The organism is Streptomyces sp. NPDC002328, assembly GCF_042890065.1.
In the GTDB taxonomy this organism is placed as follows: Bacteria; Actinomycetota; Actinomycetes; order Streptomycetales; family Streptomycetaceae; genus Streptomyces.
This window is the reverse complement of the sequence record NZ_JBIARQ010000002.1, coordinates 124,917-150,443: the sequence shown is the minus strand read 5'-3', so window position 1 is coordinate 150,443 and position 25,527 is coordinate 124,917. Positions and strand designations below refer to the sequence as shown.

The following is a 25,527-nucleotide window of genomic DNA, read 5'->3' as shown; positions in this document are numbered from 1 at the left end:
AGCTCACTTCAGCTTGGCGACCTGCGCCTGGATCACGGCCGGCGGTACGGGGACCACCTTGCCGCCGGAGAGCGCGACGAAGTTCACCGTGTAGAACGTGGCGACGGTGTTGCCCTTGCGGACGACCTCCCCGTTCACGGTGGCCGTGCCCTCGCCGTCCATGTCGACGCTCTCGGTGAACCCGACCGACTCGTCGCCCAGGCCGGAGCCCTTCGCCGCCGAGACCTTGGTGACCTTGGTCTTCTCGCCCTTGACGTCGACGGTGTAGCCGCCGCCACAGGCCGCCACGGCGTCGGAGACGGCCTTCATGGTCTTCTCGGCGCCGTCGCCCTCGTACGAGGAGAGGCCCACGAACGTGATGTTGATGTCGAAGGCGGCCGCGAGGTCCTCGGGACTCGCGGTGGCGGTCGACGCCTTGTCCTCCGAGACGGAGTTGCTGACGTTCACATCGGTCTCGCCCGGGGCGAGAGCGCCCGAGGCCCAGATGATCGGGTAGCACTCCGCCTTGTCGGACTTCACCACGCTCTTGGACTTCGGAAGCGTGTCGTCACCGGAGGCGACCTTGTAGCCCTTGACGTCGCCCTGCGCGAGCAGCAGCTTCTCCAACTCGGCCTTGGACAGGGCCTTCGCGGCCGGAGCCGACGAGGAGGAACTCGAACTCGAAACCGAGTCCTTCGCGCCCTTGCCGTCCTTCTTCGACCCGTCGTCCGAGCAGCCCGTGATGAGGGCGAGCGACAGCGCCCCCGCAGCGGTCACGGCGCACAGCCGCGCCCCCGATGATCTCTTCATGAGCGGACTATGAGCGTTAGGTCATGTAAGCGTCAAGTTGATTCAAAAGCCGCTTCGGTCACCTCGACCTCGTGCCGGCTAGAAGCCGAGACGCTCCCGGCGCACCGAATACACCACGAACCCCGCGCCCAGGGCGAGCAGGGCGGTCCCCCCGACCACGTACGGCGTGGTGTCGAAGCTGCCGGTGTCGGCGAGGCGGGCGCCGTCGTCGCTCGCGGTGGCACCGGTGGAGGCATCACCAGAGGCGTCGGTAGAGGCACTGGTCGAGGCGTCGGACGCGGCGGAGGCCGTGGAGGCGTCGGACCTCGCGGAGGCGGCCCGCGCGTTGGCGGCCCGCGCCTGTGTGGTGGCGTGCGTCGTCACGTCCGTTCTCGCCGGTCCGTCCTGCGTCGCGTTGGCGTTCGGGACGAACCACAGGGCGCCCAACAGGGTCCCCGCGGCGGTGGCGGTCAGCAAAGGACGGCGAGCGGATGACACGGAATATCGATCCCCTTGTGGCGCTGGCGAATTGGCCGTGTGAGCCGATGCTAATGAAGAGCGCGGGTCGCGGGAAAGTTGCGGGAGGGTGGAGCCGTACGCTCCGGGGCATGAACACTGAAGAGACGTCCCGATATGTACGCCTACGCGTGGAACTCGTCCTGGAAATCGACGACGCGGAAGCGGTGACGGCAGCCGCACTCCAACGCGTCGCGGAGGACGAGGAGATGCCGGACAGCGAGCGCACGCACGCCGAAAGCACTGTGACCGAAGACACAGCCGAGGCCCTGGCCTATCTCGTCGACCCCTTCGACCTGGTCGGCGAGATCCCCGGGGTGGAGCTCCACCAGGCCTCCTGGTCCAGCGAGCCCGTCGCCTACGATCCTGACGCCCCCGCCTGGGAGTTCGACGAGGACTTCGGCGACGACGCGGACGGCGCGGACGATGCGGACGATGCGGAGGAACCCCGCATCGGCTGAGCGTCTTGGGAAACTCGTGCCTCCGGGCGGCAACCGCCGCCCGGGGTTTCACCGTCTCAAGAGGCGCGCTGACCGACGACCGCACCACGGGCAGTCCGTGGACGTGGTGTGGCCCACACATTCCGCGAATGTGGAACGGGACGAACCGGTCGTAGCGTTGAGTCCTTGACGGGGACTCTCGACGGGGACTCTCGGGGTTACGGGAATCGGCAACGATGGAGAAGCGTGTGATGACGAACAGTAGGCGGCGCAGGGGTCTGGCGACCGCGTCCGCACTGCTCGGCGGTGTTCTGGTGCTTTCCGCGTGTTCGAGCGGCGACAGCAGTGCCTCGGACGGCGGAAACAGCTCCTCGCAGGCGAAAGCCGACGAGGCCGCGGCCGAGAAGGCCTCGGAGGCCCAGATCAAGATCACGCCCGCGGACGGCTCGAACAACGCCTCCATCAACAACTCGGCGGCCGTCACGGTGAGCAAGGGCACGCTCACCCAGGTGACGATGACCGCCGCCGACGGCGCCGAAGTGAAGGGCGAGCTGTCCGCCGACAAGACCAGCTGGAAGCCGAGCGGGCAGCTGGAGCGGTCCACCACCTACAAGCTGGCGGCGACCGCGAAGGACTCCGACGGCCGCGAGGCCCACGAGAACGCGTCCTTCACCACGGTCTCCCCGGCCAACAGCTTCATAGCCAACTTCACGCCGGAGGACGGTTCCACCGTCGGCGTGGGCATGCCGGTGTCGATCAACTTCAACAAGGAGATCACCGACAAGGCCGCGGTCCAGAAGGGCATCACGGTCAACTCCACCGGCGGCCAGGAGATCGCCTGCCACTGGTTCAGCACCACCCGCATGGACTGCCGGCCGGACGAGTACTGGAAAGAGAACTCCACCGTCACGCTGAAGCTCGCGCTCGACGGTGTCGAGGGCGCCAAGGGCGTGTTCGGCGTCCAGCAGAAGACGGTCACCTTCAAGATCGGCCGTAACCAGGTCACCTACGTCGACGCGAAGACCAAGCAGATGAAGGTCACGCGCGGCGGAAAGACCGTCAAGACCATCCCGATCTCCGCCGGTGCGCCCGAGAACAAGACGTACGAGGGCCAGATGGTGATCTCCGAGATGTTCAAGGAGACCCGGATGAACGGCGCGTCGGTCGGCTTCACCGACGACGACGGCAAGGGCGAGTACGACATCAAGGACGTGCCGCACGCCATGCGCCTGACCACGTCCGGCACCTTCATCCACGGCAACTACTGGGGCGCGAAGTCCATCTTCGGCTCGGTGAACACCAGCCACGGCTGCGTCGGCCTGTCGGACACCAAGGGCGCCAACGACAAGAGCACGCCCGGCGCCTGGTTCTACGACAACACCATCATCGGTGACGTCGTGGTCGTCCAGAACACCGGCGACAAGACGGTCGCCCCGGACAACGGCCTCAACGGCTGGAACATGGACTGGGCCCAGTGGAAGGCGGGTTCGGCCGCCTGAGCCGTCCGCCCCTTGCTCGACCCACAGCTTCCCGATGCCGCCCCCAGGGGCGGCATCGGTGTTTTCGGGTCCCGGCACAGCGCTTCCGGGCCGGGCACAGCCTTCTCGCGCTGGGCATCGCGCTGGTCATCGTGGTCACCTCCGTCTGCACAGGAGCCACCACCCCCATGTACGAACTGAGAGCCGGCAAGTCCACCCTCCTCCAGATGCTCGGCGCCCTCGACCGCCCGACCGAGGGCGAGATCGTCCTCGACGGCGTCGACCTCGCCAAGCTGTCCGAGGCCCGCCTCACCAAGGTCCGCAGCGAGAACATCGGCTTCGTCTTCCAGTCCTTCAACCTCATCCCCACCCTCACCGCCCAGGAGAACGTCGAGACCGCCCTCGTCCCCCTCGGAGTGAAGGGCAAGGAGCGCCGCGACCGCGCCGCCGAGGCGCTTACCTCGGTCGGACTGGGCGAACGGCTGGGCCACCTCCCCGGCGAGATGTCCGGCGGCCAGCAGCAGCGCGTGGCCATCGCCCGCGCCCTGGTGAAGCGCCCGAAGGTGCTGCTCGCCGACGAACCCACCGGCAACCTCGACGAGTCGACGCGCGACCGACGACGGACGACCGACGATTGCCGCGTTCGCTGAGCGCTGAGTGAACGGCCCGCCGGAAGAGAAGCCTCCGGCGGGCCGTTCGTGCTTGCGTGGGCCCATGACAGCAGCAGAGAAGGCCAGCAAGGTCATCGAGTACATCCGGTACCGCATCCCCGAGGACCGCTCCGCGGAATTCCTCGCCGCCTACACCCGCGCCGCCCCCCACCTCGCGGCCTCTCCCCACTGCGTCGACTACGAACTCACCCGCTGCGAGGAGGACTTCGCCCACTTCGTCCTGCGCATCACCTGGACGTCGACGGAGGACCACCTCGAAGGCTTCCGCACCTCGGACCTGTTCCCCGCCTTCCTCGCCGAGATCCGCCCCTACGTCGGGGACATCGAGGAGATGCGCCACTACAAACCCACGTCGGTACGCGGCCGGGGCTCCGCCGAGCCCACCCTGTACGCGTGGGCGGGCGGCGCGGAGGCCTTCGCCCGCCTCACGGAGGCGTTCTACGCCAAGGTGCTGGCGGACGACCTCCTCGCCCCCGTCTTCGCGGGCCTGGCCCCCGAGCACGCCGAGCACGTCGCCCTGTGGCTCGCAGAGGTCTTCGGCGGCCCCGAGACCTACTCGGCGACGCAGGGCGGCCACAGCCACATGGTCGCCAAGCACTTCGGCCGAGGCATCACCGAGCCGCAGCGCCGCCGCTGGGTGAACCTCATCCAGGACGCGGCGGACGAGGCGGAACTCCCCACGGACGCGGAGTTCCGCTCGGCGTTCCTGGCATACGTGGAGTGGGGCACGCGCCTGGCGGTGTACTTCTCCGGCCCGGACGCCAAGCCCCCGGCGGAACAGCCGACCCCGAAGTGGGGCTGGGGCGAGGCCCCGCCGTACTTGGGCTGACGCGCCCCGCCGTGGCGGCCGGGGCGCCTCCGTTGACTCTTCGGTCCCGGGGCGGCAATTTTCAGCCCGTCCGGCGCTTGAGGACGAGGCCGTTCAGGCCGAAAGCGGGGGCCTGGGGGCGGCAGCCCCCAGCGCGGCCCACACCAGCGCACGGCACCTCACAACAACCGCCCACTCAAGCCCCGGCCTCAGCCCCCGCCCGCGCCGCGTCAACTCCCCAACTCGCCAACAACCGCAACGCCTCCGCCGACGGCGACCCCGGCTCCGCGTGATACGTCACCAGCGACTGCTCCCCGTCCCCCATCAGCCGGAACCCCTCGAAGTTCAGCGACAGTTCGCCCACCAGCGGATGCCGGAACCGCTTCACGCCGAAGTTCTTGTCCTTGACGTCGTGGGTCGCCCACAGCCGCCGGAAGTCCTCGCTCTTCACCGACAACTCGCCCACCAGCGCCGACAGTCGGGGATCGTCCGGATAACAGCCGGCGTCCATGCGCAGCGCGCAGACGAGGTCGATCGCCTTCTGCTCCCAGTCCACGAACAGCTCACGGTAGTCGGGCCGCAGGAACACCAGCCGGGCCCAGTTCCGTTCGGCGGCCGGGAGCTCGCCCCAGTCGCCGAAGACGGCCGCCGCCATCCGGTTCCACGCGAGGATCTCCACGCGCCGCCCGACCACGTACGCGGGCACACCGTCCATCTGGTCCAGCAACTGCCACAGCGAGGACCGCACCTGCTGGGTCCGCGCCGCCGGCTTCTTCTTGTGCTGCTTGGGCTTGGCGAGGTGGGTGAGATGAGCGTGCTCGGCGTCGGTCAGCCGCAGCGCGCGGGCGATGGAGCCCAGCACCTCCGCCGACACGTTCCGCCCGTTGCCCTGCTCCAGCCGCGTGTAGTACGCCACCGACACCCCGGCCAGCTGCGCCAGCTCCTCGCGCCGCAGCCCCGGCACCCGGCGGTGCCGCCCGAAGTCCGGCAGCCCGACGTCCTCGGGCTTCAGCCGGGCCCGCCGGCTGCGCAGGAACTCGCTGAGCTCGGCGCGCCGGTCCAGACGCCCGCCGGGCTCCTGCGCGGCGGCTTCGGGGTGTTCGTCCATACGTCCAGTATTCACGGTCGTACGCCCCTGATCCTGACCCCGCCAGTGGTAGGCACGGCGGACGTAGGCACAGGTGAGGCCTGGGTGAGCCGCGCGCGTTCGGGCAGGCTGGACGCCGTGCCCGGCCGGAAGGCAGGCCGGGCGCCGTACCCCGTACGCACCGCATGCACGAATTCTGGGAGAACCACGGCATGACCACCGTCGCCGCCTACGCGGCCCCTTCCGCCAAGGCTCCGCTGGAGCGCACGACGATCGAGCGCCGCGAGGTCGGCGAGTTCGACGTCCTGATCGACATCAAGTTCGCCGGCATCTGCCATTCCGACATCCACCAGGCCAGGGAAGGCTGGGGCGAGGCGATCTTCCCGATGGTCCCCGGCCACGAGATCGCCGGCGTCGTGTCCGAGGTCGGCCCCGGTGTGACGAAGTACGCCGTCGGCGACCGGGTCGGCGTCGGCTGCATGGTCGACTCCTGCCGTGAGTGCGACAACTGCAAGGCCGGCCTGGAGCAGTACTGCACCGGCGGCGGCATGATCGGCACGTACAACGCCGTCGGCAAGGACGGCGAGCCCACGTACGGCGGCTACGCGCAGAAGATCGTCGTCGACGAGAACTACGTCGTCCGCGTCCCCGACGGGCTGGCGCTGGACGTGGCCGCCCCGCTGCTGTGCGCCGGCATCACCACGTACTCGCCGCTGAAGCACTGGAACGCCGGCCCCGGCAAGCGGGTCGCCGTCCTCGGCATGGGCGGCCTCGGCCACATGGGCGTCAAGATCGCGCACGCGCTCGGCGCCGAGGTGACGGTGCTGTCGCAGTCGCTGCGCAAGAAGGACGACGGTCTGCGGCTGGGCGCGGACCACTACTACGCCACCAGCGACCCGGAGACCTTCCAGAAGCTGGCCGGCACCTTCGACCTGATCCTCTCGACCGTCTCCGCCCCGCTGAACGTGGACGCCTATCTGTCCCTGCTGCGCACGGACGGCGCCTTCGTGAACGTCGGCGCGCCCGAGGAGCCCGTCGCGCTGAACCTGTTCTCGGTGATCGGCGGCCGCAAGACGCTCGCCGGCTCGGGCATCGGCGGCATCCAGGAGACCCAGGAGATGCTGGACTTCTGCGCTGAGCACGGCTTCGGCGCGGAGATCGAGCTGATCACCGCGTCCGAGATCAACGAGGCCTACGAGCGCGTCCTCGACAGCGACGTCCGCTACCGCTTCGTCATCGACACGGCGACGATCTGACCCGCCCGCCGTCGGGGCCCGTCCTCTCGGACCGGGCCCCGGCGCGCGCGTCAGGAACCGAGCCTGCCGCTCTCCACCGCCGCGGCGATGTCGTCGAGATCCTTGGTGATGGCCTTGCGCACCGCGCGGGCGCCCACCGGGCCCATGATCTTGGCGAGCAGACCGGCGGCGCCGCCGGTCGGCACGGCCGAGAACGTCATGCGGATCGTCGTCGCCGACGGCCCGTCGGGGCGCAGCACCCACTCCGAGACGTAGTGGCTGCCGTGCGACTCCGCCTCGACCACATAGCGCTCGGGCGGCTCGCAGGCGGTCACCCACATCTCCTCGGTGGCGTCCTTCCCGAACATCCGCCGGGTCTCCCGCCACCGCGTCCCCACCGCGAAGCCCCCCGGGGTGAGCACCTCGACCCGGGTGACACCGCCGAGCACCCGCTCCATCCCCGCGAGATCGGTCAACGCCTCCCACACAGGCCCCTGCCCCACAGCGACCCGCCGCTCCACACTGACACTCCTGCTGCCCATGCCCCCATCCAAACACCGGTGCGGCGGGACGGCACCGGGACGCGGCTCACCGTCGGATGAAGCTGGGGTCCGGCCAGACGGTGACCGGCTCGTCGGAGACGGAGTAGACCTCCAGGAGCGAGAGGTAGCCGTCCGCGGTGCAGACCATGACACCGGCCGCATGCGGGGCGTCGTACCAGGCCTCCACAGCCGGATTGCCGTGCGCCGGCGCGGGCGGCACCGCCGCCCGGTCCACCTCGAGATCGACGGTCACACACCCGCACCCGCACCGCCCCACCACCCGCGCATACGGGATCTGCTCCCGCAGAGCCCTGCTCACCGCATCCGCCCCACCCAACAACACCCGCAGAGCAGCCACAGCCCCCGCCGACAAGGCCTCATCCATCAGCCTCGGCCCCCACACCGGTCGGACGGGAGACGCCGGTCTCGCCGGGGGCGGTCGGCCGCGTGATCTCTTCAAGGGAGCGGTGGAGGTAGGGCACCGCGTACTCGCTGAGGACGGCGCACACGTCCGTGGCGTTGGGCTCGGCGAGCTTCTCCGGAGGGGCGTCTCCGGGGCCGAAGCTCCACCACACGTCCGGCGAGTGCGGGAGGAGGCCGCCGATCCGGGAGACGTGGCCTTCCACGCCGTAGCGCGCGCCGGGGCGCGGGCGCGTCGGGCAGGTGGGGTCCTCCTCCCGGAGGACCGCCCAGGCCGACCTGCTGATCACCGACAGGTCGATCGTGAAGCGGACCATGGCGGCCCTGCTGCCCGACGCCTTCTGAAAACCGACCAGAGCCCACGCGTGCTCATGCGGCAGCGCGTAGTGCTGTCCACTGCCCTTGAGGCCGAGGGCGCGCAGGTGCGGACCTATCCGGTGACGCATCGCGTAGTCGTAGACCTCGAGGGCCGTGGTGGCCATCCGTCGATCAGCCTTCCGCCCGCGCCACACCGATCGGGCAGGAGACGCCCGTTCCGCCGATTCCGCAGTAGCCGGTCGGGTTCTTGTCGAGGTACTGCTGGTGGTAGGACTCGGCCGGGTAGAAGGTGCGGTCCGTCGCCGGGAGGAGTTCTGTGGTGATCGGGCCGTGGCCCGCTGCGGTGAGGACCTGCTGGTAGGCGTCGCGGGAGGCTTCCGCCGTCGCCGCCTGGGCGGGGGAGTGGGTGTAGATCGCCGAGCGGTACTGGGTGCCCACGTCGTTGCCCTGGCGGAAGCCCTGGGTGGGGTCGTGGGACTCCCAGAAGGTCTTCAGGAGGGTCTCGTAGGAGACGACGCGGGGGTCGTGGACCACGCGGACCACCTCCGTGTGGCCCGTCAGACCCGAGCAGACCTCCTCGTACGTGGGGTGCTCGGTGTGGCCGCCCTGGTAGCCCACCAGAGTCGTCCACACGCCCGCCGGGAGCTGCCAGAACTTGCGCTCCGCGCCCCAGAAGCAGCCCAGACCGAAGTCGGCGACCTCCAGGCCTTCGGGGTACGGGCCGAGGAGCGGGTTGCCGAGGACGGTGTGGCGGTCGGGGACGGAGAACGCGGGCTGCGGGCGCCCGCGCAGAGCCTGCTCGGGCGTGGGGAGCTGCGGGGAACGGCTGTGCAGGAACATGCGGTCTCCAATCAGGGGGTCCGCGCATGTCAACGTGCGTGGACCCCCGGGCATTCCGCCCGCGGCAGTCAGTGCGGGAGCGACGCCGGGCTGCCGCCGTTCGCCTCGTAGCCCGCCACCGCCAGGGCCCGGTACACCGCGAACTCCCCCGCCGGGTCGGCGGACAGCGTCCACGGCAGCGCGCCCACATGGCCGTCGACGTGTATCAGCTGGTTCATCGCCTCCGACCACCGCTCGGCGCGCACCAGGAAGAAGACGAGCAGATGCCGCACATGCGCCAGCATCGGGTCGTCGGCACGGGCCGCCTGGACGGCGAACAGCGCGCCGTGGATCGCCTTGCGCACGACCTCGCTCTGGTAGAAGCCGCTCACCAGATTCACCTCGGGGAGGTGCTCGAACACCCCGAACAGGGGCATCGCCGCGAGCAGCGACCCCTGGGGCGCCCGCGCCGCGGCCGCCTCCGCGAAGGACGTCGCCTCGTCACGCGAGCCGTGCCACTTCTCGCACCAGTAGTGCAGGGCCGCCAGATGCGCCCCCATGTGCGTGGGCGCGCGGTCCAGGATCTTCAGCCACAGCTGCTCGAACTCCGGCTGCGAGTAGTTCAGCCCCCGGGCCACCGACAGCTCGACGATGTACGGGATCGGATCGCCGGGAGCGAGCAGCGCCGCCTGCCCGCAGGCGTCCTTCGCCTCCTCCATGATGATCCGGAAGTCGTCCGTGCCCGGCGTCGACGTCCGCCACGCCTGCTGCACCAGGAACTCGGCGTGCACCGCCGCGCCGCCCGCGTCCTTGGGCGCCTCCGTCCGCCACACCCGCAGCCACTGCCCTCCCGGGGCGTCCGAGACCCCGCCCGGCCGCTGACGCAGCTCCAGCGCGGCGGCGCCCGCGAAGGCCTGCACGCGCTGCCAGCGCCGCTCGCCCTCCGTCTCCGTGCCGGCCAGCAGCTGCTGCGCCGCCCGGTAGTCCTGCGTGTGCTGCACCACGGCCAGGACGTCCAGCAGGTCCTGGTCGGGGCCGGGCATGCGGATGTCCAGCTCCTCCTCGAGGACGAAGCCGTAGTTCGCCGGGTCCGCGGCGTCCGGGTGGCCCGCCGGGACCTGCTCGATCGCGCCCCGTCGGCGGCGCAGGAACGGGAGCAGCACGAAGCTGAGCATGACCAGCGCCATCAGGACCCAGAGAATCTCCATGGCTCAAGGGTTCCAGACGCCACTGACAATTGGCCAACCCCGCCCGCGTCCGGTTCACCCCGCGGGCGCACTACCCTCGGGTCCCATGAGCGACAGGCACATCAGTCAGCATTTCGAGACCCTCGCGATCCACGCGGGCAACACCGCGGACCCCCTGACCGGCGCGGTCGTCCCGCCGATCTACCAGGTCTCGACCTACAAGCAGGACGGCGTCGGCGGGCTGCGCGGCGGCTACGAGTACAGCCGCAGCGCCAACCCGACCAGGACCGCGCTGGAGGAGAACCTCGCCGCCCTGGAGGGCGGCGTCCGGGGTCTCGCGTTCGCTTCCGGACTGGCGGCCGAGGACTGCCTGTTGCGCACGCTGCTCCAGCCCGGCGACCACGTGGTCATCCCGAACGACGCCTACGGCGGCACGTTCCGGCTGTTCGCGAAGGTCGTCTCCCGGTGGGGCGTGGAGTGGTCGGTGGCCGACACCAGCGACCCGGCCGCCGTACGCGCCGCGATCACCCCGAAGACGAAGGCCGTGTGGGTGGAGACCCCCTCCAACCCGCTGCTCGGCATCACCGACATCGCCGCCCTCGCGCAGATCGCGCGCGACGCGGGCGCCCGGCTCGTCGTCGACAACACCTTCGCCACCCCCTACCTCCAGCAGCCGCTGGCGCTCGGCGCCGACGTCGTCGTGCACTCGCTCACCAAGTACATGGGCGGTCACTCGGACGTCGTGGGCGGCGCGCTCATCGTGAGCGACCGTGAGCTCGGCGAGGAACTGGCGTACCACCAGAACGCGATGGGCGCGGTCGCCGGCCCGTTCGACTCCTGGCTGGTGCTGCGCGGCACCAAGACGCTGTCGGTGCGCATGGACCGGCACAGCGAGAACGCCACGAAGATCGCCGACATGCTGACCCGGCACGCGCGCGTGACGAGCGTCCTGTACCCGGGGCTGCCGGACCACCCCGGGCACGAGGTGGCCGCCAAGCAGATGCGGGCGTTCGGCGGCATGGTGTCGTTCCGCGTGGAGGGCGGCGAGGAGGCGGCGGTCGAGGTCTGCAACCGTGCCAAGGTGTTCACGCTCGGCGAGTCCCTCGGCGGCGTCGAGTCCCTGATCGAGCACCCGGGACGCATGACGCACGCGTCCGCGGCCGGCTCGGCCCTGGAGGTCCCGGGCGACCTCGTGCGCCTCTCCGTGGGCATCGAGAACGTCGAGGACCTCCTGGAGGACCTCCAGCAGGCGCTGGGCTAGTCCCCCGGCCCCGGCTGGCTCTCGGTGACCACCGGCTGGTCATCGGTCACCAGTTCGTGAGGGGTGGGGTCGTCTCCGACGGCGGCTCCACCCACGGCTGGACCGTCAGCGCCCACACGGTGAACGCCACGACCGCTGCGCCCAGCGCCAGCCACAGCAGGCGGCGGGCGAGCGTACGGCGGCGCAGCAGGCGGTCGCCGCGGCGGACGACGTCCTCGTGCAGCTCCGGCGGCACGCGCGGCGTGACCCGCTCCATGATCTGCCGTACGGCGGCCTCCCGCTCCGGCCGGTTCACCCCGACCCCCCTCGGCCCGGCCCCCCTTGGCCCGCCGGCGCTCGGCCCGGCGTCCTCATGGCGTCACCGTCTTCGCCCCGGCCGCCGTCGGCTGCGGGGCGGGCGGGCGCGGCGGGTGCAGCAGCGTGGCCGTCGCCCGGTCGCAGAGGGCGTGGACCCGCTCCTGCGGGAGGCCGAGAAGCGCCGCGGCCTGTTCCTCCCCGACGCCCTCGTACAGCCGGAGGACCAGGACGAGGCGCTCCTGCGGGGTGAGGAGGGCCAGCGCGCGGCCGGGCTGCGGATGCGCGCGTCCGGGGCCGCCGTACCGGTGCCAGGCGGTGTGGGCGAAGCGGGTGGCCAGCTGCCGGCGGGCGAGGTCGTACGGGTCCTCGCCGCGCAGCCGGTCCCAGCACGCGTACGTGTGCGCGAGGGCCAGCGTCAGCAGGCGCCGCGCGCGCGGGTTGTCGTCCGGGGCCTCCGCGGTGAGGAGGGTGGCGGTGTGCAGCAGCCGGCCGCCCGCGCCGGCGACGAACGCCTCGAACTCCCTTGCCCGGCGGGCGTCCTGGGCCTCATGACGTGCTCGCACCGCGCCTCCCGCCTCTGGGCGACCCCCCTGGCAATATGAGGCCAGGGGCGTGCTTTCGGTCAAGAGCCGCGCACGCGCGGGATGGAAGCCCGGTGGAAAGGGCTCAGGAAGCCGGCGCCGGCTCCGCGCCCGGAAGCCCCTGTGCGGCCATCCGCGAGGACAGCGCGGTGTTGAAGCGCGTCAGGAGCGTGCAGAAGGCCTCGCGCTCCTCCGGCTCCCACTCCTGGGTGAGTTCCGCCATCAACTGACGTCTGGAGGAGCGCACTTCCTCCAGCCGCGACATCCCGCGCGGGGACAGCTGGAGCACCACCGCCCGTCCGTCCTCGGGGTGCGAGGTCCGCTTGACCAGACCGGTGTCCACGAGGGGAGCCACCTGACGGGTGACGGTCGACGAGTCGATGCCCATGCTCGCGGCGAGCGCCTTGACGCCCATCGGGCCTTCCTTGTCGAGCCGGTTCAGCAGCAGGTACGCGGCGCGGTCCATGGAGTTGCGCACCTGCCCGACCCCGCCGAGCCGGGTCTGTTCGGCACGGCGCGCGAACACCGCGACCTCGTGCTGAAGCGTGTCGAGGAGACCGGTGTCACCGAGGGTCGTCATGTCCATCGACATTTCAGGTGTTGTGGGCATGGCCGGGGGCTCACTTCATGAAAAGGGGTGCTGGGTTGGGGGACAGGGTACGCGGCCGGAAGGCGGGCCGTACCGGCGCTGGGGAAACCGGTCTCGGTGGTTGGTCACAGCGGTGGTTTCCGCCTGTGAACTGCGATGCTGGAGCCATGAGCTACGGCACGGCTGACTCCTTGCGGCCCGTCACCCTCGACGACGTGCGCGGCGCGCAGAAGATGCTCTCGGGCGTGGCGCGGGCGACCGCGATGGAAGGCAGCAGGCATCTGTCCCAGCTCGTCGGGTCGCCGGTGCACCTCAAGTGCGAGAACCTCCAGCGGACGGGCTCGTTCAAGCTGCGCGGCGCGTACGTGCGGATCGCCGGGCTGCTGCCGGAGGAGCGGGCCGCCGGGGTGGTCGCCGCGAGCGCCGGCAACCACGCACAGGGCGTGGCGCTGGCGTCGTCGCTGCTGGGCGTCCGGTCGACGGTGTTCATGCCGAAGGGCGCCCCGCTGCCGAAGGTCAGCGCGACCCGGGAGTACGGCGCGGAGGTGCGGCTGCACGGCCAGGTGGTCGACGAGACGCTGGCGGCGGCGCAGGAGTACGCGGCCGAGACGGGCGCGGTGTTCATCCACCCCTTCGACCACGCGGACATCATCGCCGGGCAGGGCACGGTCGGTCTGGAGATCCTGGAGCAGTGCCCGCAGGTGCGAACGATCGTCGTCGGGATCGGCGGCGGGGGGCTCGCCGCGGGCATCGCGGTCGCGGTGAAGGAACTGCGGCCTGACGTGCGGCTGGTGGGCGTGCAGGCGGAGGGGGCGGCGGCGTATCCGCCCTCGCTGGCGGCCGGGCGCCCGGTGTCGCTGCGCACTCCGGCGACGATGGCCGACGGCATCAAGGTCGGCAGGCCGGGCGACGTGCCGTTCGGGATCATCGGCGATCTCGTGGACGAGGTGCGCACGGTGTCGGAGGACGAGCTGTCCGCGGCGCTGCTGCTCTGCCTGGAGCGGGCCAAGCTGGTCGTCGAGCCGGCCGGCGCGAGTCCGGTCGCGGCGCTGCTGAGCGAGCCCGGCGCGTTCGAGGGTCCGGTCGTCGCGGTGCTGTCCGGCGGGAACGTCGACCCGGTGCTGATGGAGCGCGTCCTGCGCAACGGCATGGCCGCGCAGGGCCGCTACCTGGCCGTACGGCTGCGGCTGACGGACCGGCCGGGGGCGCTCGCCTCGCTGCTCGGGGCGTTGTCAGTGGTGGACGCTAACGTCCTCGATGTGAGTCATGTGCGGACCGATCCCCGGCTCGGGCTCACGGAGGCGGAGGTCGAGCTGCATCTGGAGACGAAGGGGCCGGCGCACTGCGTCGAGGTCGGCCACGCCCTCCGCGAGGCCGGTTACACGGTCATCGACTGAGGTGATCATCAGCTCTTTCACTCCTTCGAGCAAGTGCATTGTGAGACGCGATACATCGCGTTATGGTGTGTGCGTTATGGCACATACAGCCGATTTCCGAAGACGATCCCCGACGACGTGGAGACTCAGGAGACTCATATGCCAGGCGCCATCCATGCCGAAGGTCTGGTGAAGACCTTCGGCGACGTCAAGGCTCTGGACGGCGTCGATCTCGACGTCCCGGAGGGCACGGTCCTCGGCCTGCTCGGGCCGAACGGAGCGGGCAAGACCACCGCGGTCCGCTGCCTGACCACACTTCTGCGCCCGGACAGCGGCCGAGCCGTGGTCGCCGGGATGGACGTGCTGAAGCACCCCGACGCGGTCCGCCGCTCGATCGGACTGTCCGGCCAGTTCGCCGCCGTCGACGAGTACCTCACCGGCCGCGAGAACCTCCAGATGGTCGGCCGGCTCTACCAGATGAGAAGTGCGGCCGCGAAGACCCGGGCCGCCGAACTGCTCGACCAGTTCGACCTGACCGAGGCCGCCGACCGCACCGCGAAGACGTACTCGGGAGGCATGCGCCGCCGCCTCGACCTGGCCGCGGCGCTCGTCGTCTCACCGCCCGTGATGTTCATGGACGAGCCGACGACCGGCCTCGACCCGCGCAACCGCCAACTGCTGTGGGACGTGATCAAGCGCCTCGTCTCCGGCGGTACGACGCTGCTGCTGACCACGCAGTATCTGGAGGAGGCCGACCACCTCGCGCACGACATCGCGGTCGTCGACCAGGGCCGCGTGATCGCCCGCGGCACCTCCGACGAGCTCAAGGCCCGCACCGGCGGCGAGCGCGTCGAGGTCGTGGTGCACGACCGCGAGCACATCCCGGCCGCCGCCGAGGTGCTGGCCGCCTTCGGCAAGGGCGAGACCGCCGTCGAGGACCACACCCGCAAACTCACCGTCCCCGTCACCGGCGGCGCGAAGCTCCTCGCCGAGGTCATCCGGGAGCTGGACGCCCGCGGCATCGAAATGGACGACGTCGGTCTGCGCCGCCCCACCCTCGACGACGTCTTCCTGTCCCTGACCGGCCACGTGGCCGAGACGAAGAACCCCGAGAACGAGGTCGACGGCAAGGAGGACCCGAAGTGAGCGCCGTGAGCGACTCCATGGTCATCACCCGCCGGAACCTGATCCGCATGAGCCGGATCCCCGAGATGATCATCTTCGGGCTGATCCAGCCGGTGATGTTCGTCGTCCTGTTCACCTACGTCTTCGGCGGCTCGATGAGCATCGGAGGCTCCACCGCCCCGGACGTCTACAAGAACTTCCTGATGGCCGGCATCTTCGCCCAGACCGTCACCTTCGCCACCGCCGGAGCCGGCGCGGGCATCGCCGACGACATGCACAAGGGCCTCATCGACCGCTTCCGCTCCCTGCCCATGGCCCGCGGCGCGGTCCTCACCGGCCGCACCATCGCCGACCTGGCGCAGACATCGCTGACCTTGGTCGTCCTGGCCTGCGTCGCCCTCCTGGTGGGATGGCGTCCCGGCTACGCGGAGCCCACCGACTTCGGCAGGATCATGGCCGGCTTCGGCCTGCTGCTCCTGCTCGGCTACGCGTTCACCTGGATCGGCGCGCTGATCGGCCTGAGCGTGAGAACCCCCGAGGCGGCCACCTCCGGCGGACTGATCTGGCTCTTCCCGGTGACCTTCATCTCCAACGCGTTCGTGGACTCCTCGCAGATGGCGTCCTGGCTGCAACCGATCGCCGAGTGGAACCCGTTCAGCGCCACCGTCCAGGCCTGCCGCACGCTCTTCGGCGACCCGGGCGTCTCACCGTCCGACGCCTGGCCGATGGCCCACCCCGTCTGGGCCTCGCTCATCTACTCGGTCGTGATCATCGCGATCTTCCGCACCCTCGCGGTCCGCAAATACCGCCGGGCGGCCGGATGACGGCTCGCCTTCCCGAATCGTGCCGGTGGTCGCGTCCGGGTCAGGGCCAGGACCCCAGTGTGTGGACGGCCAGGAAAGCGCAGAACGCCAGCTGCACCGTCCCGATCACCCGGTGCCCGCCCCGCAGCAGCAGTACGGCCGTCGCGCCGGCCGCCAGGGCCAGAACGCCGAATCCCAGCACCGGCGACCAGTCCGGGGCCGGCCCGCCGGCCGCCGCCTCTGCCGCCGTCCGTCCGGAGCCGGTGTCCGTCCGCCCCGGCCCCCGCACGGCGAGCACGATGGCGACCAGCAGCCCGGCCGCCACGTCCGCCACCAGTACGAGAAACAGGAGACACCCTGCGGTGAGGGCGCCCTCCGCGGAGGAGCGCTGCTTGTCGGCGAGTTCGGGCATGGCCCGACGATCGCCCGGAATCCACCCTTCCGGACGGTCCGTCGCCGACTCGCAACCCGGGCGTACTCCGCCGTGAGCACCGCTCGGCCGCTCCGCCACGACACGGGCGAGGCCCCCGGCGCCACAGGGCGTCCGGGGGCCTCGTGGAACAGGCCTTCCGAAGAAGCGGGGGCTGTCGTCAGCCGTTGTAGGGCTCGGCCTTGAGGATGCGCACGGAGGCCTTCTTGCCGTTCGGCAGCTCGTACTCGGCGTCCTCGCCGACCTTGTGGCCGATCACGCCGGCGCCCAGCGGGGACTGCGGCGAGTAGGTCTCGATGTCGGCGCTCGCGTACTCGCGCGAGGCCAGCAGGAAGGTCAGCGTGTCGTCCTCGTCGCCGTCGAAGGCGATCGTCACGACCATGCCGGGCGCGACCGCGCCGTCCGTGGACGTCGGAGCCTCGCCGACCTTCGCGTTCTCCAGGAGCTGGGTCAGCTGGCGCACACGGAGCTCCTGCTTGCCCTGCTCCTCCTTGGCCGCGTGGTACCCGCCGTTCTCGCGCAGGTCGCCCTCCTCACGCGCAGCCGCGATCTTGCCGGCGATCTCGGTGCGCGCAGGACCAGTAAGGTACTCAAGCTCGTCCTTGAGCTTGTTGTACGCCTCCTGGGTCAGCCAGGTGACGTTCTCGCTGGTCTGGGTCACAGGGTGCTCCTCGTCGGTACAGGGAATACAAAGCATCGCCCTACCCGGAAGCATGTTCCTCCAGGGATGGGCGAAACCACGAGCCTAACAATTCAGTGGCCGAAGGGGGAGGACATAAGCCACCAGAATTACGTCAACGCAGGTCAGCGCGTACGTATTGCGGATGAAAGACCGGCGGTCCGGCGCGCGGAGACTTCCCGCGCGGTCAGTCGGCGTGACAGCCGAGCAGCTCCGCGGTCGTGCCCTGCGACGTAGTACGGAGCGTGACCGCCCGGTCGATCCGCGTGTCCGGGCCGGAGAAGCGGAAGTCCGCGCGGCCCACCTCGGCGCCGTTCTCGGCCTGCGAGCGGATCGTGCAGTAGCCGCTCGCGCCCGCGTCCTTGCGGACCTCCAGATGCACCCGCACGGAGTCGGCCGAGGCCTGGAAGGTGATCACCTCGGCGCTGATCTTGTTCTTGCCGACGTAGTGGTAGGCGAAGTAGCCCACGAGGGCGAGCAGCGCCGCACCGAGGACGGCGCCGACGAGCTTGAGAGTGCGGTCGGCGCGCTCGTCCGAGGAGCGTCCGTAACGACCCTGGGGCGGTCGCGTGGTCGCCGTACTCATGATCGTCCTCTCCGCAGGGGCGGGACGAACGTCCCGAAAGGGCTCCCGGAACCCGGCTCCGGAATTATTGGCCCCCCGATTCGGTCACTATAGAAGCCGCCGATCGCACCCCTGCTCACGGGGGCGCCGACATTTCGAGGATTGAGTCTTGACTGACCAGCTGCGACTGATGGCCGTCCACGCCCACCCCGACGACGAGTCGAGCAAGGGCGCGGCCACCATGGCGAAGTACGTGTCCGAGGGGGTGGACGTGCTGGTCGTGACCTGCACGGGAGGGGAGCGCGGCTCCATCCTCAATCCCAAGCTCCAGGGCGACAAGTACATCGAGGAGCACATCCACGAGGTACGCAAGAAGGAGATGGACGAGGCCCGCGAGATCCTCGGCGTCAAGCAGGAGTGGCTCGGCTTCGTCGACTCGGGCCTGCCCGAGGGCGACCCGCTGCCGCCGCTGCCCGAGGGCTGCTTCGCCCTGGAGGACGTGGACCGGGCGGCCGGCGAGCTGGTGCGGCAGATCCGCTCCTTCCGTCCCCAGGTGATCACCACCTACGACGAGAACGGCGGCTACCCGCACCCCGACCACATCATGACCCACAAGATCTCGATGGTGGCCTTCGAGGGCGCGGACGACACCGTGAAGTACCCGGAGGACGCGTACGGGCCGGCGTACCGGCCGCTGAAGCTCTACTACAACCAGGGCTTCAACCGTCCGCGCACCGAGGCGCTGCACCGGGCGATGCTCGACCGGGGTCTGGAGTCCCCCTACGCGGAGTGGCTCAAGCGCTGGGACGACTCCGGGCACCTGGACCGCACGCTCACCACGCACGTGCCGTGCGCCGACTTCTACGAGATCCGTGACAAGGCGCTGATCGCCCACGCCACGCAGATCGACCCCGACGGCGGTTGGTTCCGGGTGCCGATGGAGGTCCAGAAGGAGGTCTGGCCCACGGAGGAGTACGAGCTCGCGAAGTCGCGCGTCGATACCTCCCTCCCCGAGGACGACCTGTTTGCGGGCATCCGCGACAATGCCTGACATGAGCGCAAGCGTGAGCCTGGCAGTGACGCAGTTCGCCACCCTCGCCAAGGAGGTGGACGAGGACAAGGTCACCCCCGGCGTCCTCGGATTCATCGTCTTCGCGGTGATGGCCCTGGCCGTGTGGGGCCTGATGAAGTCCATGAGCAAGCACATGGGCAAGGTCGACTTCGAGGTGGCGCCCGACGCGGAGGAGGCCGCGGCCACGTCCGGCGACGGGGCCTCGGGCGACGGCGCGTCGGGCAAGGCGTCGCCGGCGAAGGGCTGAGCCGCCCGCTGCCGGCTTGCGGCGTCACGCCGAGACGGTTCCACGGCGCGACGGTCTCCGGCGTGACCGTTTCCGGCGTGACCCCGTGACGTCCCCTCCCGTGGGACGCCACGGAGTCGCGCCGCCCGCTCAGCTGGAAGCAGCCCAGCCCGCGGCACCGCCCGGAGCCGCATCCCCATCTGCCGTCGCAGCCGCATCGGCAGCCGCCTCCGCGCCCCCGTCCCCCGACGACTGCACCGTCACCCCCATCACCTCGCGCGCGTGCCGTCCCGGCACCATCCCCAGTTGCCAGGCCTGCCAGCCCGACTCCAGGCGCACGCCACGCTCCAGCACCACCCCGTACGCCTCCAGGCACTCGTGCAGCCGGGTGTCGCGCAGGGGGTGGGGCGAGCGGGCCAGCCGGGTCAGCTCCTCCTGGGCCACCGCCGTGCCGACCTCCACGCCGCCCTGCGCCGCGTACGGCAGGAGCGTGCAGCGCAGGAAGCGGGCCCAGTCCTCGCCGCGGCGGTCGCCGTAGGACGCGAACAGGGTCGCCGCCTCGTCGCACAGGGCGAGCGCCTGCGGCGCACGGGCGTTGCCGGCCTCGACGACGGCGAGTTCCAGGCAGGTCCAGGCCTCGCCGTGGGCGATGCCGATGCGGTGGAAGTCGGCGCGGGCGTCGACGAGGAGCTGGCGGGCGAAACCGGAGTTGCGCAGCGAGCCGGTCCGCGCGGCCTGCTGGTCGCGGGTGACGCGGGCCGAGTGGTGACGGGCGCAGGCCAGGCCGTACACGTCACGCATCCGGGACAGCAGGGACCGGGAGCGCTCCAGCTCGCGGACGGCCTGGTCGAGGTCGCCGCTCTCCTCCAGGGCCAGCCCCAGGTAGTACACCGTCCACGCCTCGCCGCGCGCGTCCTCGTTGTCCCGGTGCCGTGAGGCCGCCCGGCGCAGACCGTCCGCCGCCGCGGCCGGGTCGCCGGCGACGAGACGGGCGCGGGCCAGCTGGGTCAGCGCCCAGGCCTCACCGCGTCCGTCGCGGGTACGGCCGTACAGATCGAGCGCCCGGCGCAGATCGGTCTCCGCCCGCGCGACCTCGCCGCGGCGCAGGTTCAGCTGGCCGAGCTGGTAGTGGGCCCACGCCTCCCCGTGCACGGAGCCGCCCTCGCGGTGCAGCACCAGGGAGCGGTGCAGCAGGTCCCAGGCCTCGGCGAGATGCGCCCTGTCCCGCTGCACCGCCGCCAGCGCGTGCATCGTCCACGCCCGGTCGGTCGCCAGACCGGGCGCGGCCTGGAGGTCCAGGGCCTCCCGCAGCTTCACCGCCGCCTCGGTGAGGTGGCCCTGATGGTGCAGGGTGATGCCGAGCGAGCACAGGGCGCGGGCCGCCCCGGCGTCGTGGTGGGCCTGGAGATAGAGGTCGACCACCGAGGTCAGCGTGGTCCGCGCCTTGTCCAGTTCGCCGAGCTGGCGGGCCGCGATGCCCGTACGCCACTGCACGGACCGGACCAGCAGGTCCTGGCCGACGGACTGGGCCAGTTCGCTGATCTCGCCGAGGCGGTAGAGGTCGCCGCGCAGCAGGCAGTAGTCGCACAGCGCGCCCAGCAGGCTCAGCACGGCCGACTGGTCGACGCCGTCCGCCTGGCGCAGCGTCGCCGTGATGAAGCTCGACTCGTCGTCCAGCCAGCGCAGCGCCTCGTCGAGGGAGGTGAACCCGTGCGGGGTGAAACGGTCCGAGCGGGTCGACACATTGCCGTCGACCAGGCGCAGCACCGAGTCGGCGAGTTCGGCGTGGCTGACGATCAGGCGTCCCTGGGCGGCGGCGCGGTCGGCCGGCTGCTCCTCGTCGGCGAGCCGGGCCTGCGCGAAGGCGCGGACCAGGTCGTGCAGCCGGTAGCGGTCGCCGCGGACGTGATCGACCAGCCCGGCCTGAGCGAGGGCGGTGAGGTGGCGGGCCGCCTCCGTGCGGTCGGTGCCGAGCAGGGCCGCCGCGGCCGCCGCGCCCAGTGAGGCGCGGCCCGCCAGCGCCAGCCGGCGCAGCAGCCGCCGGGTGACGTCCGGCTGGTCGGTGTAGCGCAGCCAGAGGGCGCGTTCGACGGGTTCCACCGGGCCGTACGCCCCCAGGTCGGCCGCCAGGCGGCGCGGGGAGCGCGGGCCGAGCGAGGAGCCCGCGATCCGCAGCGCCAGCGGCAGGCCGCCGCACAACTCCCGTATGGCGTCGGCGGCTTGGGCGTCGTACGGAGCCGATGCGTCCTGTGCTGCCGCGCCGAGCAGTTCCTCCGCGCCCGCCGCCTCCAGGGGGCGTACGGGCAGCTCGTGCACCCAGGCGGACAGCTCGGCCGGCAGGCGCGGCGGGGTGCGGGCGGTGACGAGGACGAGGCTGTCGGAGTGGTCGGGGACGAGGGCGCGGACCTGCTCGGGGTCGGAGGCGTCGTCGAGGATCACGGTGACGGGCAGGCCTGTCAGGTGCTGGTGGTACAGCTCGGCGAGCCGGTCGACCTGCTGGTCCGGTGTGGAGCGCTCGCGGAAGAGGAGTTGCTCACGGGGTGCGCCGAGCCGGTTCAGCAGATGCAGGAGCGCGTCGCGGGTGGACAGGGGCGACAGCGGCGCTTCCCGCGTGGCGTCGCCGCGCAGGTCGACCACGCACACGCCGCGGAACTGGTCCCGCAGTTCGTGCGCCGCCCGCACCGCGAGCGCGCTGCGGCCACTGCCGGGCTCCCCGTGCAGCACGACGACCGTCGGCCGGGTCCGCGTACTGGCCCGGGCCGCCTGCACCCACTGCCGGATCTGCGCCAGCTCCTGTCGCCGCCCCGCGAACGGGCCGATCGGCTCCGGCAGTTGCTCGTACGACTGCTCCAGCACCGTCCGTCCGCGCGCCGCCGCGCTCTTGTCCGCGCCCCGCAGCTGCGGGCCCGGCTTCTTCGGGCCGGTCGTCGCGCTCAACACCCGCTGCTGGTCCAGGAACGGGCGGATCCCGCGCACCTCCAGCGCCGTCAGCCACTGGAGTCTCAGCTGCTCGGCCCCGCCCGGCTGGCCGGCCCGGCCGGCGCGGTGGTGCGCGGCCGGCAGATGCGTTCCGGCCACCTTCACGACGGTCGTCGCCGCGCCGACGAGCCCGACGGCGACGCCCGCTCCCAGCGCTGTAGCCGGACCGGTCCCCAAGGCCAGGTCCGCGACGGCGGTCGTCAGCGCCGCGACCCCCGCCACCAGCAGCGGAGTGCGCCCGCCGCCCTCACGCGCGTACCGCTGAGCGAAGCTGAGCCGCCCGGCCTCCGCCTCCGCGAGGGCCCGCGCGTACGCCTCGTACTCCTCGGCGGCGGTCCGCGCCATCGCGTCCAGCGCGCCGCGCGCCCGCGTCATCAGCGCCTGCCGGTCGGCACGGCCCCCCGAACGCCGCACCTCCTCCTCCACGGCCCGCGCCAACAGCCGCTCGGCGTCCCCCCGATGCCTCTCCCGCATCACCCGTCCCCCTCCACCGGTCACGACATCCCCGGCAAGTGTGAGCCGAGGCGCGCACAGACGCGAGACCACGAACACAGCGGACCACCGGAGCACGCCGGGGGCGCGGGTCGGGGCGGGGGTCGGTCAGGTGGGGCGCCGGCTCATCCTGCGAACGTCAAGGCGAGGCCGGCGAAGGCGAGGGGCAGGCTGACGGCCATGATGACGCCTGCTGTGATCCTGAAGAACCAGGGGCCGAACCGCGACGGTTCCGTGAGTGCCAGGTTCATGGTGCGGGCGGCGGTGACAGCCCGTACCTCGTTGCGGCGTGCCGCGATCCTGTCCGCCGCGCCTCGCACATTTCCGTGCCGCTGGGGAGCATCCCTACCGAGCCCCGCCCGGCGAGCCGCCTCACAGGTGCGCTCTGGCCGACCGCAGGGTGGGTGGGGATGCCTGATGCGTGGTGGGTGGGGTACTGCGGCAGGATGGAGTTCATGGCGAACCGACTGGCCCATGAGACCTCTCCCTATCTGCTCCAGCACGCCGACAACCCCGTCGACTGGTGGCCCTGGTCGGCGGAGGCGTTCGAGGAGGCGCGCAGGCGGGGGGTGCCGGTGCTGCTGAGTGTCGGGTACTCGAGTTGCCACTGGTGCCATGTCATGGCGCACGAGTCGTTCGAGGATCAGGAGACCGCCGACTATCTGAACGAGCACTTCGTCAGCGTCAAGGTCGACCGGGAGGAGCGGCCCGACGTCGACGCCGTCTACATGGAGGCCGTGCAGGCCGCCACCGGGCAGGGCGGGTGGCCGATGACCGTGTTTCTCACGCCGGACGCCGAGCCCTTCTACTTCGGGACGTACTTCCCGCCCGCGCCCCGGCACGGGATGCCGTCCTTCCGGCAGGTGCTGGAGGGCGTACGGCATGCCTGGACCGATCGGCGTGACGAGGTCGCCGAGGTCGCCGGGAAGATCGTGCGGGATCTGGCCGGGCGGGAGATCTCCTACGGCGAAGGCGTCGCCCCGGGGGAGCAGGAGACGGCGCAGGCGCTGCTCGGGCTGACCCGGGAGTACGACCAGCAGCGCGGCGGGTTCGGCGGGGCGCCCAAGTTCCCGCCGTCCATGGTGATCGAGTTCCTGCTGCGCCACCACGCCCGCACGGGCGCCGAGGGCGCGCTCCAGATGGCCCGGGACACCTGCGAACGCATGGCCCGGGGCGGGATCTACGACCAGCTCGGCGGCGGCTTCGCGCGCTACTCCGTGGACCGGGACTGGATCGTGCCGCACTTCGAGAAGATGCTGTACGACAACGCGCTCCTGTGCCGGGTGTACGCGCACCTGTGGCGGTCCACCGGATCCGAGCTCGCGCGCCGGGTCGCGCTGGAGACCGCCGACTTCATGGTGCGTGAACTGCGCACCGCCGAGGGCGGGTTCGCCTCCGCGCTGGACGCCGACAGCGACGACGGGACCGGCAGGCACGTCGAGGGCGCGTATTACGTCTGGACGCCCGAGCAGCTCAGGGAGGTCCTCGGCGCCGAGGACGCGGAGGCGGCCGCGCACTACTTCGGCGTCACCGACGAGGGCACCTTCGAGGAGGGTGCCTCCGTTCTCCAACTCCCCCAGCACGAGGGTGTGTTCGACGCGGAGAAGGTCGCTTCGATCAAGGAGCGGCTGTCGGCCGCACGGGCGGAGCGGCCCGCTCCCGGCCGGGACGACAAGGTCGTCGCCGCCTGGAACGGGCTCGCGATCGCCGCGCTCGCCGAGACCGGCGCCTACTTCGACCGGCCCGACCTGGTGGACGCGGCCCTCGCCGCCGCCGACCTCCTCGTCCGGCTGCACCTCGACGACCGGGCGCGGCTCGCCCGTACCAGCAAGGACGGGCACGTCGGCGCGAACGCGGGGGTGCTGGAGGACTACGCCGACGTCGCCGAGGGCTTCCTCGCGCTGGCCTCCGTGACCGGGGAGGGCGTGTGGCTGGAGTTCGCCGGCTTCCTGCTCGACCATGTGCTGGTCCGCTTCGCCGACCCGGAGTCGGGGGCGCTGTACGACACCGCCGCGGACGCCGAGCAGCTCATCCGGCGGCCTCAGGACCCGACCGACAACGCGGTGCCCTCCGGGTGGTCGGCGGCCGCGGGTGCGCTGCTGTCGTACGCGGCGCACACCGGTTCCGAGCCTCATCGCACCGCCGCCGAGCGGGCGTTGGGCGTGGTGAAGGCGCTCGGGCCGCGGGTGCCGCGGTTCATCGGGTGGGGGCTGGCGGCGGCGGAGGCGCTGCTCGACGGGCCGCGGGAGGTGGCGGTGGTCGGCCGGGACGGCGACGATCCTGTCGCCGCGGAACTCCATCGGACGGCGCTGCTGGGGACCGCGCCGGGTGCGGTGGTCGCCCGGGGGGCGCTCGGGAGTGGGGAGTTTCCGCTGCTTGTGGATCGTGTGCTGGTGGGGGGTGCGGCTACGGCGTATGTCTGCCGGGGGTTCGTGTGCGAGTTGCCGGTGACGGGGGTGGAGGCTTTGCGCGAGCGGGTCACTCCGTGAGGGGTGCGCCGTGAGGTGAGTGGGGGTGCTGGTCGTTTTCGGGTGCGGCGGGGTTGTGGCTGGTCGCGCAGTTCCCCGCGCCCCCAAACACTGCGGCCTCCGCCCGCCGAAGCGGTGTCGCCCGCCGGCCCCGGAAACGCTGCGGCCTGCGCCCGCCGAAGCGGTGTCGCCCGCCTGCCCGGAAACGCTGCGGCCTGCGCCCGCCGAAGCGGTGTCGCCCGCCTGCCCGGAAACGCTGCGGCCTGCGCCCGCCGAAGCGGTGTCGCCCGCCTGC

The 25,527-nt window shown here is 71.4% G+C and carries 26 protein-coding genes and 1 pseudogene; 12 read left to right on the top strand and 15 right to left on the bottom strand.

Annotation, left to right across the window (positions count from 1 at the left end; all coding sequences use genetic code 11):
* Positions 1–3 precede the first annotated feature (3 nt).
* Both ACFYX4_RS07070 and ACFYX4_RS07065 read right to left on the bottom strand, forming a co-directional pair.
* The gene (locus ACFYX4_RS07070) at positions 4–789 is read right to left on the bottom strand and encodes a hypothetical protein (RefSeq protein WP_389327232.1); all 786 of its coding nucleotides are present in this window, start codon (positions 787–789) and stop codon (positions 4–6) included.
* Between the two features lie 78 nt (positions 790–867).
* The gene (locus ACFYX4_RS07065; protein WP_389327229.1) at positions 868–1,266 is read right to left on the bottom strand and encodes an LAETG motif-containing sortase-dependent surface protein; all 399 of its coding nucleotides are present in this window, start codon (positions 1,264–1,266) and stop codon (positions 868–870) included.
* Positions 1,267–1,376: 110 nt separating this feature from the next.
* Between ACFYX4_RS07065 and ACFYX4_RS07060 the strand changes: the two genes are divergently transcribed.
* From ACFYX4_RS07060 to ACFYX4_RS07045, 4 genes and pseudogenes are all read left to right on the top strand, one after another.
* A complete protein-coding gene (locus ACFYX4_RS07060; RefSeq protein WP_389327226.1) occupies positions 1,377–1,745 on the top strand; it encodes a hypothetical protein in 369 nt (122 codons plus the stop codon).
* 215 nt (positions 1,746–1,960) lie between these two features.
* Positions 1,961–3,223, top strand: coding sequence for an Ig-like domain-containing protein (locus ACFYX4_RS07055; protein WP_389327223.1), 1,263 nt, complete (start codon positions 1,961–1,963; stop codon positions 3,221–3,223).
* 185 nt (positions 3,224–3,408) lie between these two features.
* Positions 3,409–3,816: pseudogene (locus ACFYX4_RS07050) on the top strand (ABC transporter ATP-binding protein); the annotation flags it as partial.
* A 100-nt stretch (positions 3,817–3,916) separates the two neighbouring features.
* Positions 3,917–4,702 (top strand): group II truncated hemoglobin, encoded by a 786-nt coding sequence (locus ACFYX4_RS07045; protein WP_389327220.1) that lies wholly within the window; start codon positions 3,917–3,919, stop codon positions 4,700–4,702.
* Positions 4,703–4,877: 175 nt separating this feature from the next.
* Here the strand turns inward: ACFYX4_RS07045 and ACFYX4_RS07040 are convergent, their stop codons facing one another.
* Positions 4,878–5,789 (bottom strand): helix-turn-helix domain-containing protein, encoded by a 912-nt coding sequence (locus ACFYX4_RS07040; protein ID WP_389327217.1) that lies wholly within the window; start codon positions 5,787–5,789, stop codon positions 4,878–4,880.
* 191 nt (positions 5,790–5,980) lie between these two features.
* Between ACFYX4_RS07040 and ACFYX4_RS07035 the strand changes: the two genes are divergently transcribed.
* On the top strand, positions 5,981–7,024 hold the full coding sequence (locus tag ACFYX4_RS07035; protein ID WP_389328614.1) for an NAD(P)-dependent alcohol dehydrogenase: 1,044 nt from the start codon (positions 5,981–5,983) through the stop codon (positions 7,022–7,024).
* A 50-nt stretch (positions 7,025–7,074) separates the two neighbouring features.
* On the opposite strand, the gene ACFYX4_RS07030 is transcribed toward ACFYX4_RS07035, so the two are convergent.
* The 5 genes from ACFYX4_RS07030 to ACFYX4_RS07010 form a co-directional block, all read right to left on the bottom strand.
* Positions 7,075–7,545 (bottom strand): SRPBCC family protein, encoded by a 471-nt coding sequence (locus ACFYX4_RS07030; protein ID WP_389327214.1) that lies wholly within the window; start codon positions 7,543–7,545, stop codon positions 7,075–7,077.
* A gap of 46 nt (positions 7,546–7,591) precedes the next feature.
* Positions 7,592–7,798, bottom strand: a complete 207-nt coding sequence (locus ACFYX4_RS07025; protein WP_389327211.1) for a hypothetical protein — start codon at positions 7,796–7,798, stop codon at positions 7,592–7,594.
* A 124-nt stretch (positions 7,799–7,922) separates the two neighbouring features.
* The gene (locus ACFYX4_RS07020) at positions 7,923–8,447 is read right to left on the bottom strand and encodes a DUF4304 domain-containing protein (protein WP_389327208.1); all 525 of its coding nucleotides are present in this window, start codon (positions 8,445–8,447) and stop codon (positions 7,923–7,925) included.
* A 7-nt stretch (positions 8,448–8,454) separates the two neighbouring features.
* Positions 8,455–9,123, bottom strand: a complete 669-nt coding sequence (gene msrA / locus ACFYX4_RS07015) for a peptide-methionine (S)-S-oxide reductase MsrA (protein ID WP_389327205.1) — start codon at positions 9,121–9,123, stop codon at positions 8,455–8,457.
* Positions 9,124–9,191: 68 nt separating this feature from the next.
* Positions 9,192–10,310, bottom strand: a complete 1,119-nt coding sequence (locus ACFYX4_RS07010; protein WP_389327202.1) for a hypothetical protein — start codon at positions 10,308–10,310, stop codon at positions 9,192–9,194.
* Between the two features lie 85 nt (positions 10,311–10,395).
* Between ACFYX4_RS07010 and ACFYX4_RS07005 the strand changes: the two genes are divergently transcribed.
* A complete protein-coding gene (locus ACFYX4_RS07005) occupies positions 10,396–11,550 on the top strand; it encodes a cystathionine gamma-synthase (RefSeq protein ID WP_389327199.1) in 1,155 nt (384 codons plus the stop codon).
* Positions 11,551–11,596: 46 nt separating this feature from the next.
* Here the strand turns inward: ACFYX4_RS07005 and ACFYX4_RS07000 are convergent, their stop codons facing one another.
* From ACFYX4_RS07000 to ACFYX4_RS06990, 3 genes are all read right to left on the bottom strand, one after another.
* The gene (locus ACFYX4_RS07000) at positions 11,597–11,845 is read right to left on the bottom strand and encodes a hypothetical protein (RefSeq protein ID WP_389327196.1); all 249 of its coding nucleotides are present in this window, start codon (positions 11,843–11,845) and stop codon (positions 11,597–11,599) included.
* A gap of 55 nt (positions 11,846–11,900) precedes the next feature.
* Positions 11,901–12,410 carry a sigma factor-like helix-turn-helix DNA-binding protein gene (locus tag ACFYX4_RS06995; RefSeq protein ID WP_389327193.1) on the bottom strand — a complete coding sequence of 170 codons (510 nt, stop codon included), beginning with the start codon at positions 12,408–12,410 and terminating at the stop codon, positions 11,901–11,903.
* A 103-nt stretch (positions 12,411–12,513) separates the two neighbouring features.
* The gene (locus tag ACFYX4_RS06990; protein ID WP_389327189.1) at positions 12,514–13,020 is read right to left on the bottom strand and encodes a MarR family winged helix-turn-helix transcriptional regulator; all 507 of its coding nucleotides are present in this window, start codon (positions 13,018–13,020) and stop codon (positions 12,514–12,516) included.
* A gap of 164 nt (positions 13,021–13,184) precedes the next feature.
* On the opposite strand from ACFYX4_RS06990, the gene ilvA reads away from it, so the two are divergent.
* From ilvA to ACFYX4_RS06975, 3 genes are all read left to right on the top strand, one after another.
* Positions 13,185–14,414 (top strand): threonine ammonia-lyase, encoded by a 1,230-nt coding sequence (ilvA, locus tag ACFYX4_RS06985; RefSeq protein WP_389327185.1) that lies wholly within the window; start codon positions 13,185–13,187, stop codon positions 14,412–14,414.
* A gap of 138 nt (positions 14,415–14,552) precedes the next feature.
* Positions 14,553–15,539: an ATP-binding cassette domain-containing protein gene (locus ACFYX4_RS06980; protein WP_389327182.1), complete on the top strand. Its 987-nt coding sequence runs from the start codon at positions 14,553–14,555 to the stop codon at positions 15,537–15,539.
* A 17-nt stretch (positions 15,540–15,556) separates the two neighbouring features.
* Complete coding sequence (locus tag ACFYX4_RS06975; RefSeq protein WP_389328611.1) at positions 15,557–16,342, top strand: ABC transporter permease; 786 nt, start codon at positions 15,557–15,559, stop codon at positions 16,340–16,342.
* Positions 16,343–16,382: 40 nt separating this feature from the next.
* Here ACFYX4_RS06975 and ACFYX4_RS06970 read toward each other — a convergent pair whose 3' ends face one another.
* From ACFYX4_RS06970 to ACFYX4_RS06960, 3 genes are all read right to left on the bottom strand, one after another.
* Positions 16,383–16,733 carry an inner-membrane translocator gene (locus ACFYX4_RS06970; RefSeq protein WP_389327179.1) on the bottom strand — a complete coding sequence of 117 codons (351 nt, stop codon included), beginning with the start codon at positions 16,731–16,733 and terminating at the stop codon, positions 16,383–16,385.
* Positions 16,734–16,911: 178 nt separating this feature from the next.
* Positions 16,912–17,412, bottom strand: a complete 501-nt coding sequence (greA, locus tag ACFYX4_RS06965; protein ID WP_389327176.1) for a transcription elongation factor GreA — start codon at positions 17,410–17,412, stop codon at positions 16,912–16,914.
* A gap of 205 nt (positions 17,413–17,617) precedes the next feature.
* Complete coding sequence (locus tag ACFYX4_RS06960) at positions 17,618–18,016, bottom strand: DUF4307 domain-containing protein (protein ID WP_389327172.1); 399 nt, start codon at positions 18,014–18,016, stop codon at positions 17,618–17,620.
* A 169-nt stretch (positions 18,017–18,185) separates the two neighbouring features.
* Here ACFYX4_RS06960 and mca point away from each other — a divergent pair, with 169 nt between their 5' ends.
* Together mca and ACFYX4_RS06950 are read left to right on the top strand one after the other, a co-directional pair.
* Entirely contained in the window at positions 18,186–19,046 is an 861-nt protein-coding gene (gene mca, locus ACFYX4_RS06955) for a mycothiol conjugate amidase Mca (protein WP_389328608.1), read from the top strand.
* Positions 19,039–19,314 carry a hypothetical protein gene (locus ACFYX4_RS06950; RefSeq protein WP_389327169.1) on the top strand — a complete coding sequence of 92 codons (276 nt, stop codon included), beginning with the start codon at positions 19,039–19,041 and terminating at the stop codon, positions 19,312–19,314. Before mca ends, ACFYX4_RS06950 begins: the two co-directional genes overlap by 8 nt.
* A 129-nt stretch (positions 19,315–19,443) precedes the next feature.
* Here ACFYX4_RS06950 and ACFYX4_RS06945 read toward each other — a convergent pair whose 3' ends face one another.
* Positions 19,444–22,746, bottom strand: a complete 3,303-nt coding sequence (locus tag ACFYX4_RS06945; RefSeq protein ID WP_389327166.1) for an AAA family ATPase — start codon at positions 22,744–22,746, stop codon at positions 19,444–19,446.
* Between the two features lie 473 nt (positions 22,747–23,219).
* Between ACFYX4_RS06945 and ACFYX4_RS06940 the strand changes: the two genes are divergently transcribed.
* Complete coding sequence (locus ACFYX4_RS06940; protein WP_389327163.1) at positions 23,220–25,253, top strand: thioredoxin domain-containing protein; 2,034 nt, start codon at positions 23,220–23,222, stop codon at positions 25,251–25,253.
* The last annotated feature ends 274 nt before the right edge of the window (positions 25,254–25,527 follow it).

Coding starts and splice junctions, on each gene's coding strand:
- ACFYX4_RS07070 (WP_389327232.1), bottom strand. CDS start 789: ATGAAGAGATCATCGGGGGCGCGGCTGTGCGCCGTGACCGCTGCGGGG.
- ACFYX4_RS06970 (WP_389327179.1), bottom strand. CDS start 16,733: ATGCCCGAACTCGCCGACAAGCAGCGCTCCTCCGCGGAGGGCGCCCTC.
- ACFYX4_RS06980 (WP_389327182.1), top strand. CDS start 14,553: ATGCCAGGCGCCATCCATGCCGAAGGTCTGGTGAAGACCTTCGGCGAC.
- ACFYX4_RS07045 (WP_389327220.1), top strand. CDS start 3,917: ATGACAGCAGCAGAGAAGGCCAGCAAGGTCATCGAGTACATCCGGTAC.
- ACFYX4_RS06990 (WP_389327189.1), bottom strand. CDS start 13,020: ATGTCGATGGACATGACGACCCTCGGTGACACCGGTCTCCTCGACACG.
- ACFYX4_RS07035 (WP_389328614.1), top strand. CDS start 5,981: ATGACCACCGTCGCCGCCTACGCGGCCCCTTCCGCCAAGGCTCCGCTG.
- ACFYX4_RS07005 (WP_389327199.1), top strand. CDS start 10,396: ATGAGCGACAGGCACATCAGTCAGCATTTCGAGACCCTCGCGATCCAC.
- ACFYX4_RS06945 (WP_389327166.1), bottom strand. CDS start 22,746: ATGCGGGAGAGGCATCGGGGGGACGCCGAGCGGCTGTTGGCGCGGGCC.
- ACFYX4_RS07010 (WP_389327202.1), bottom strand. CDS start 10,310: ATGGAGATTCTCTGGGTCCTGATGGCGCTGGTCATGCTCAGCTTCGTG.
- ACFYX4_RS06940 (WP_389327163.1), top strand. CDS start 23,220: ATGGCGAACCGACTGGCCCATGAGACCTCTCCCTATCTGCTCCAGCAC.
- ACFYX4_RS07040 (WP_389327217.1), bottom strand. CDS start 5,789: ATGGACGAACACCCCGAAGCCGCCGCGCAGGAGCCCGGCGGGCGTCTG.
- ACFYX4_RS07060 (WP_389327226.1), top strand. CDS start 1,377: ATGAACACTGAAGAGACGTCCCGATATGTACGCCTACGCGTGGAACTC.
- ACFYX4_RS07020 (WP_389327208.1), bottom strand. CDS start 8,447: ATGGCCACCACGGCCCTCGAGGTCTACGACTACGCGATGCGTCACCGG.
- msrA (WP_389327205.1), bottom strand. CDS start 9,123: ATGTTCCTGCACAGCCGTTCCCCGCAGCTCCCCACGCCCGAGCAGGCT.
- ACFYX4_RS07055 (WP_389327223.1), top strand. CDS start 1,961: ATGGAGAAGCGTGTGATGACGAACAGTAGGCGGCGCAGGGGTCTGGCG.
- ACFYX4_RS06975 (WP_389328611.1), top strand. CDS start 15,557: ATGGTCATCACCCGCCGGAACCTGATCCGCATGAGCCGGATCCCCGAG.
- ACFYX4_RS06960 (WP_389327172.1), bottom strand. CDS start 18,016: ATGAGTACGGCGACCACGCGACCGCCCCAGGGTCGTTACGGACGCTCC.
- ACFYX4_RS06950 (WP_389327169.1), top strand. CDS start 19,039: ATGCCTGACATGAGCGCAAGCGTGAGCCTGGCAGTGACGCAGTTCGCC.
- ACFYX4_RS07030 (WP_389327214.1), bottom strand. CDS start 7,545: ATGGGCAGCAGGAGTGTCAGTGTGGAGCGGCGGGTCGCTGTGGGGCAG.
- ilvA (WP_389327185.1), top strand. CDS start 13,185: ATGAGCTACGGCACGGCTGACTCCTTGCGGCCCGTCACCCTCGACGAC.
- mca (WP_389328608.1), top strand. CDS start 18,186: ATGGCCGTCCACGCCCACCCCGACGACGAGTCGAGCAAGGGCGCGGCC.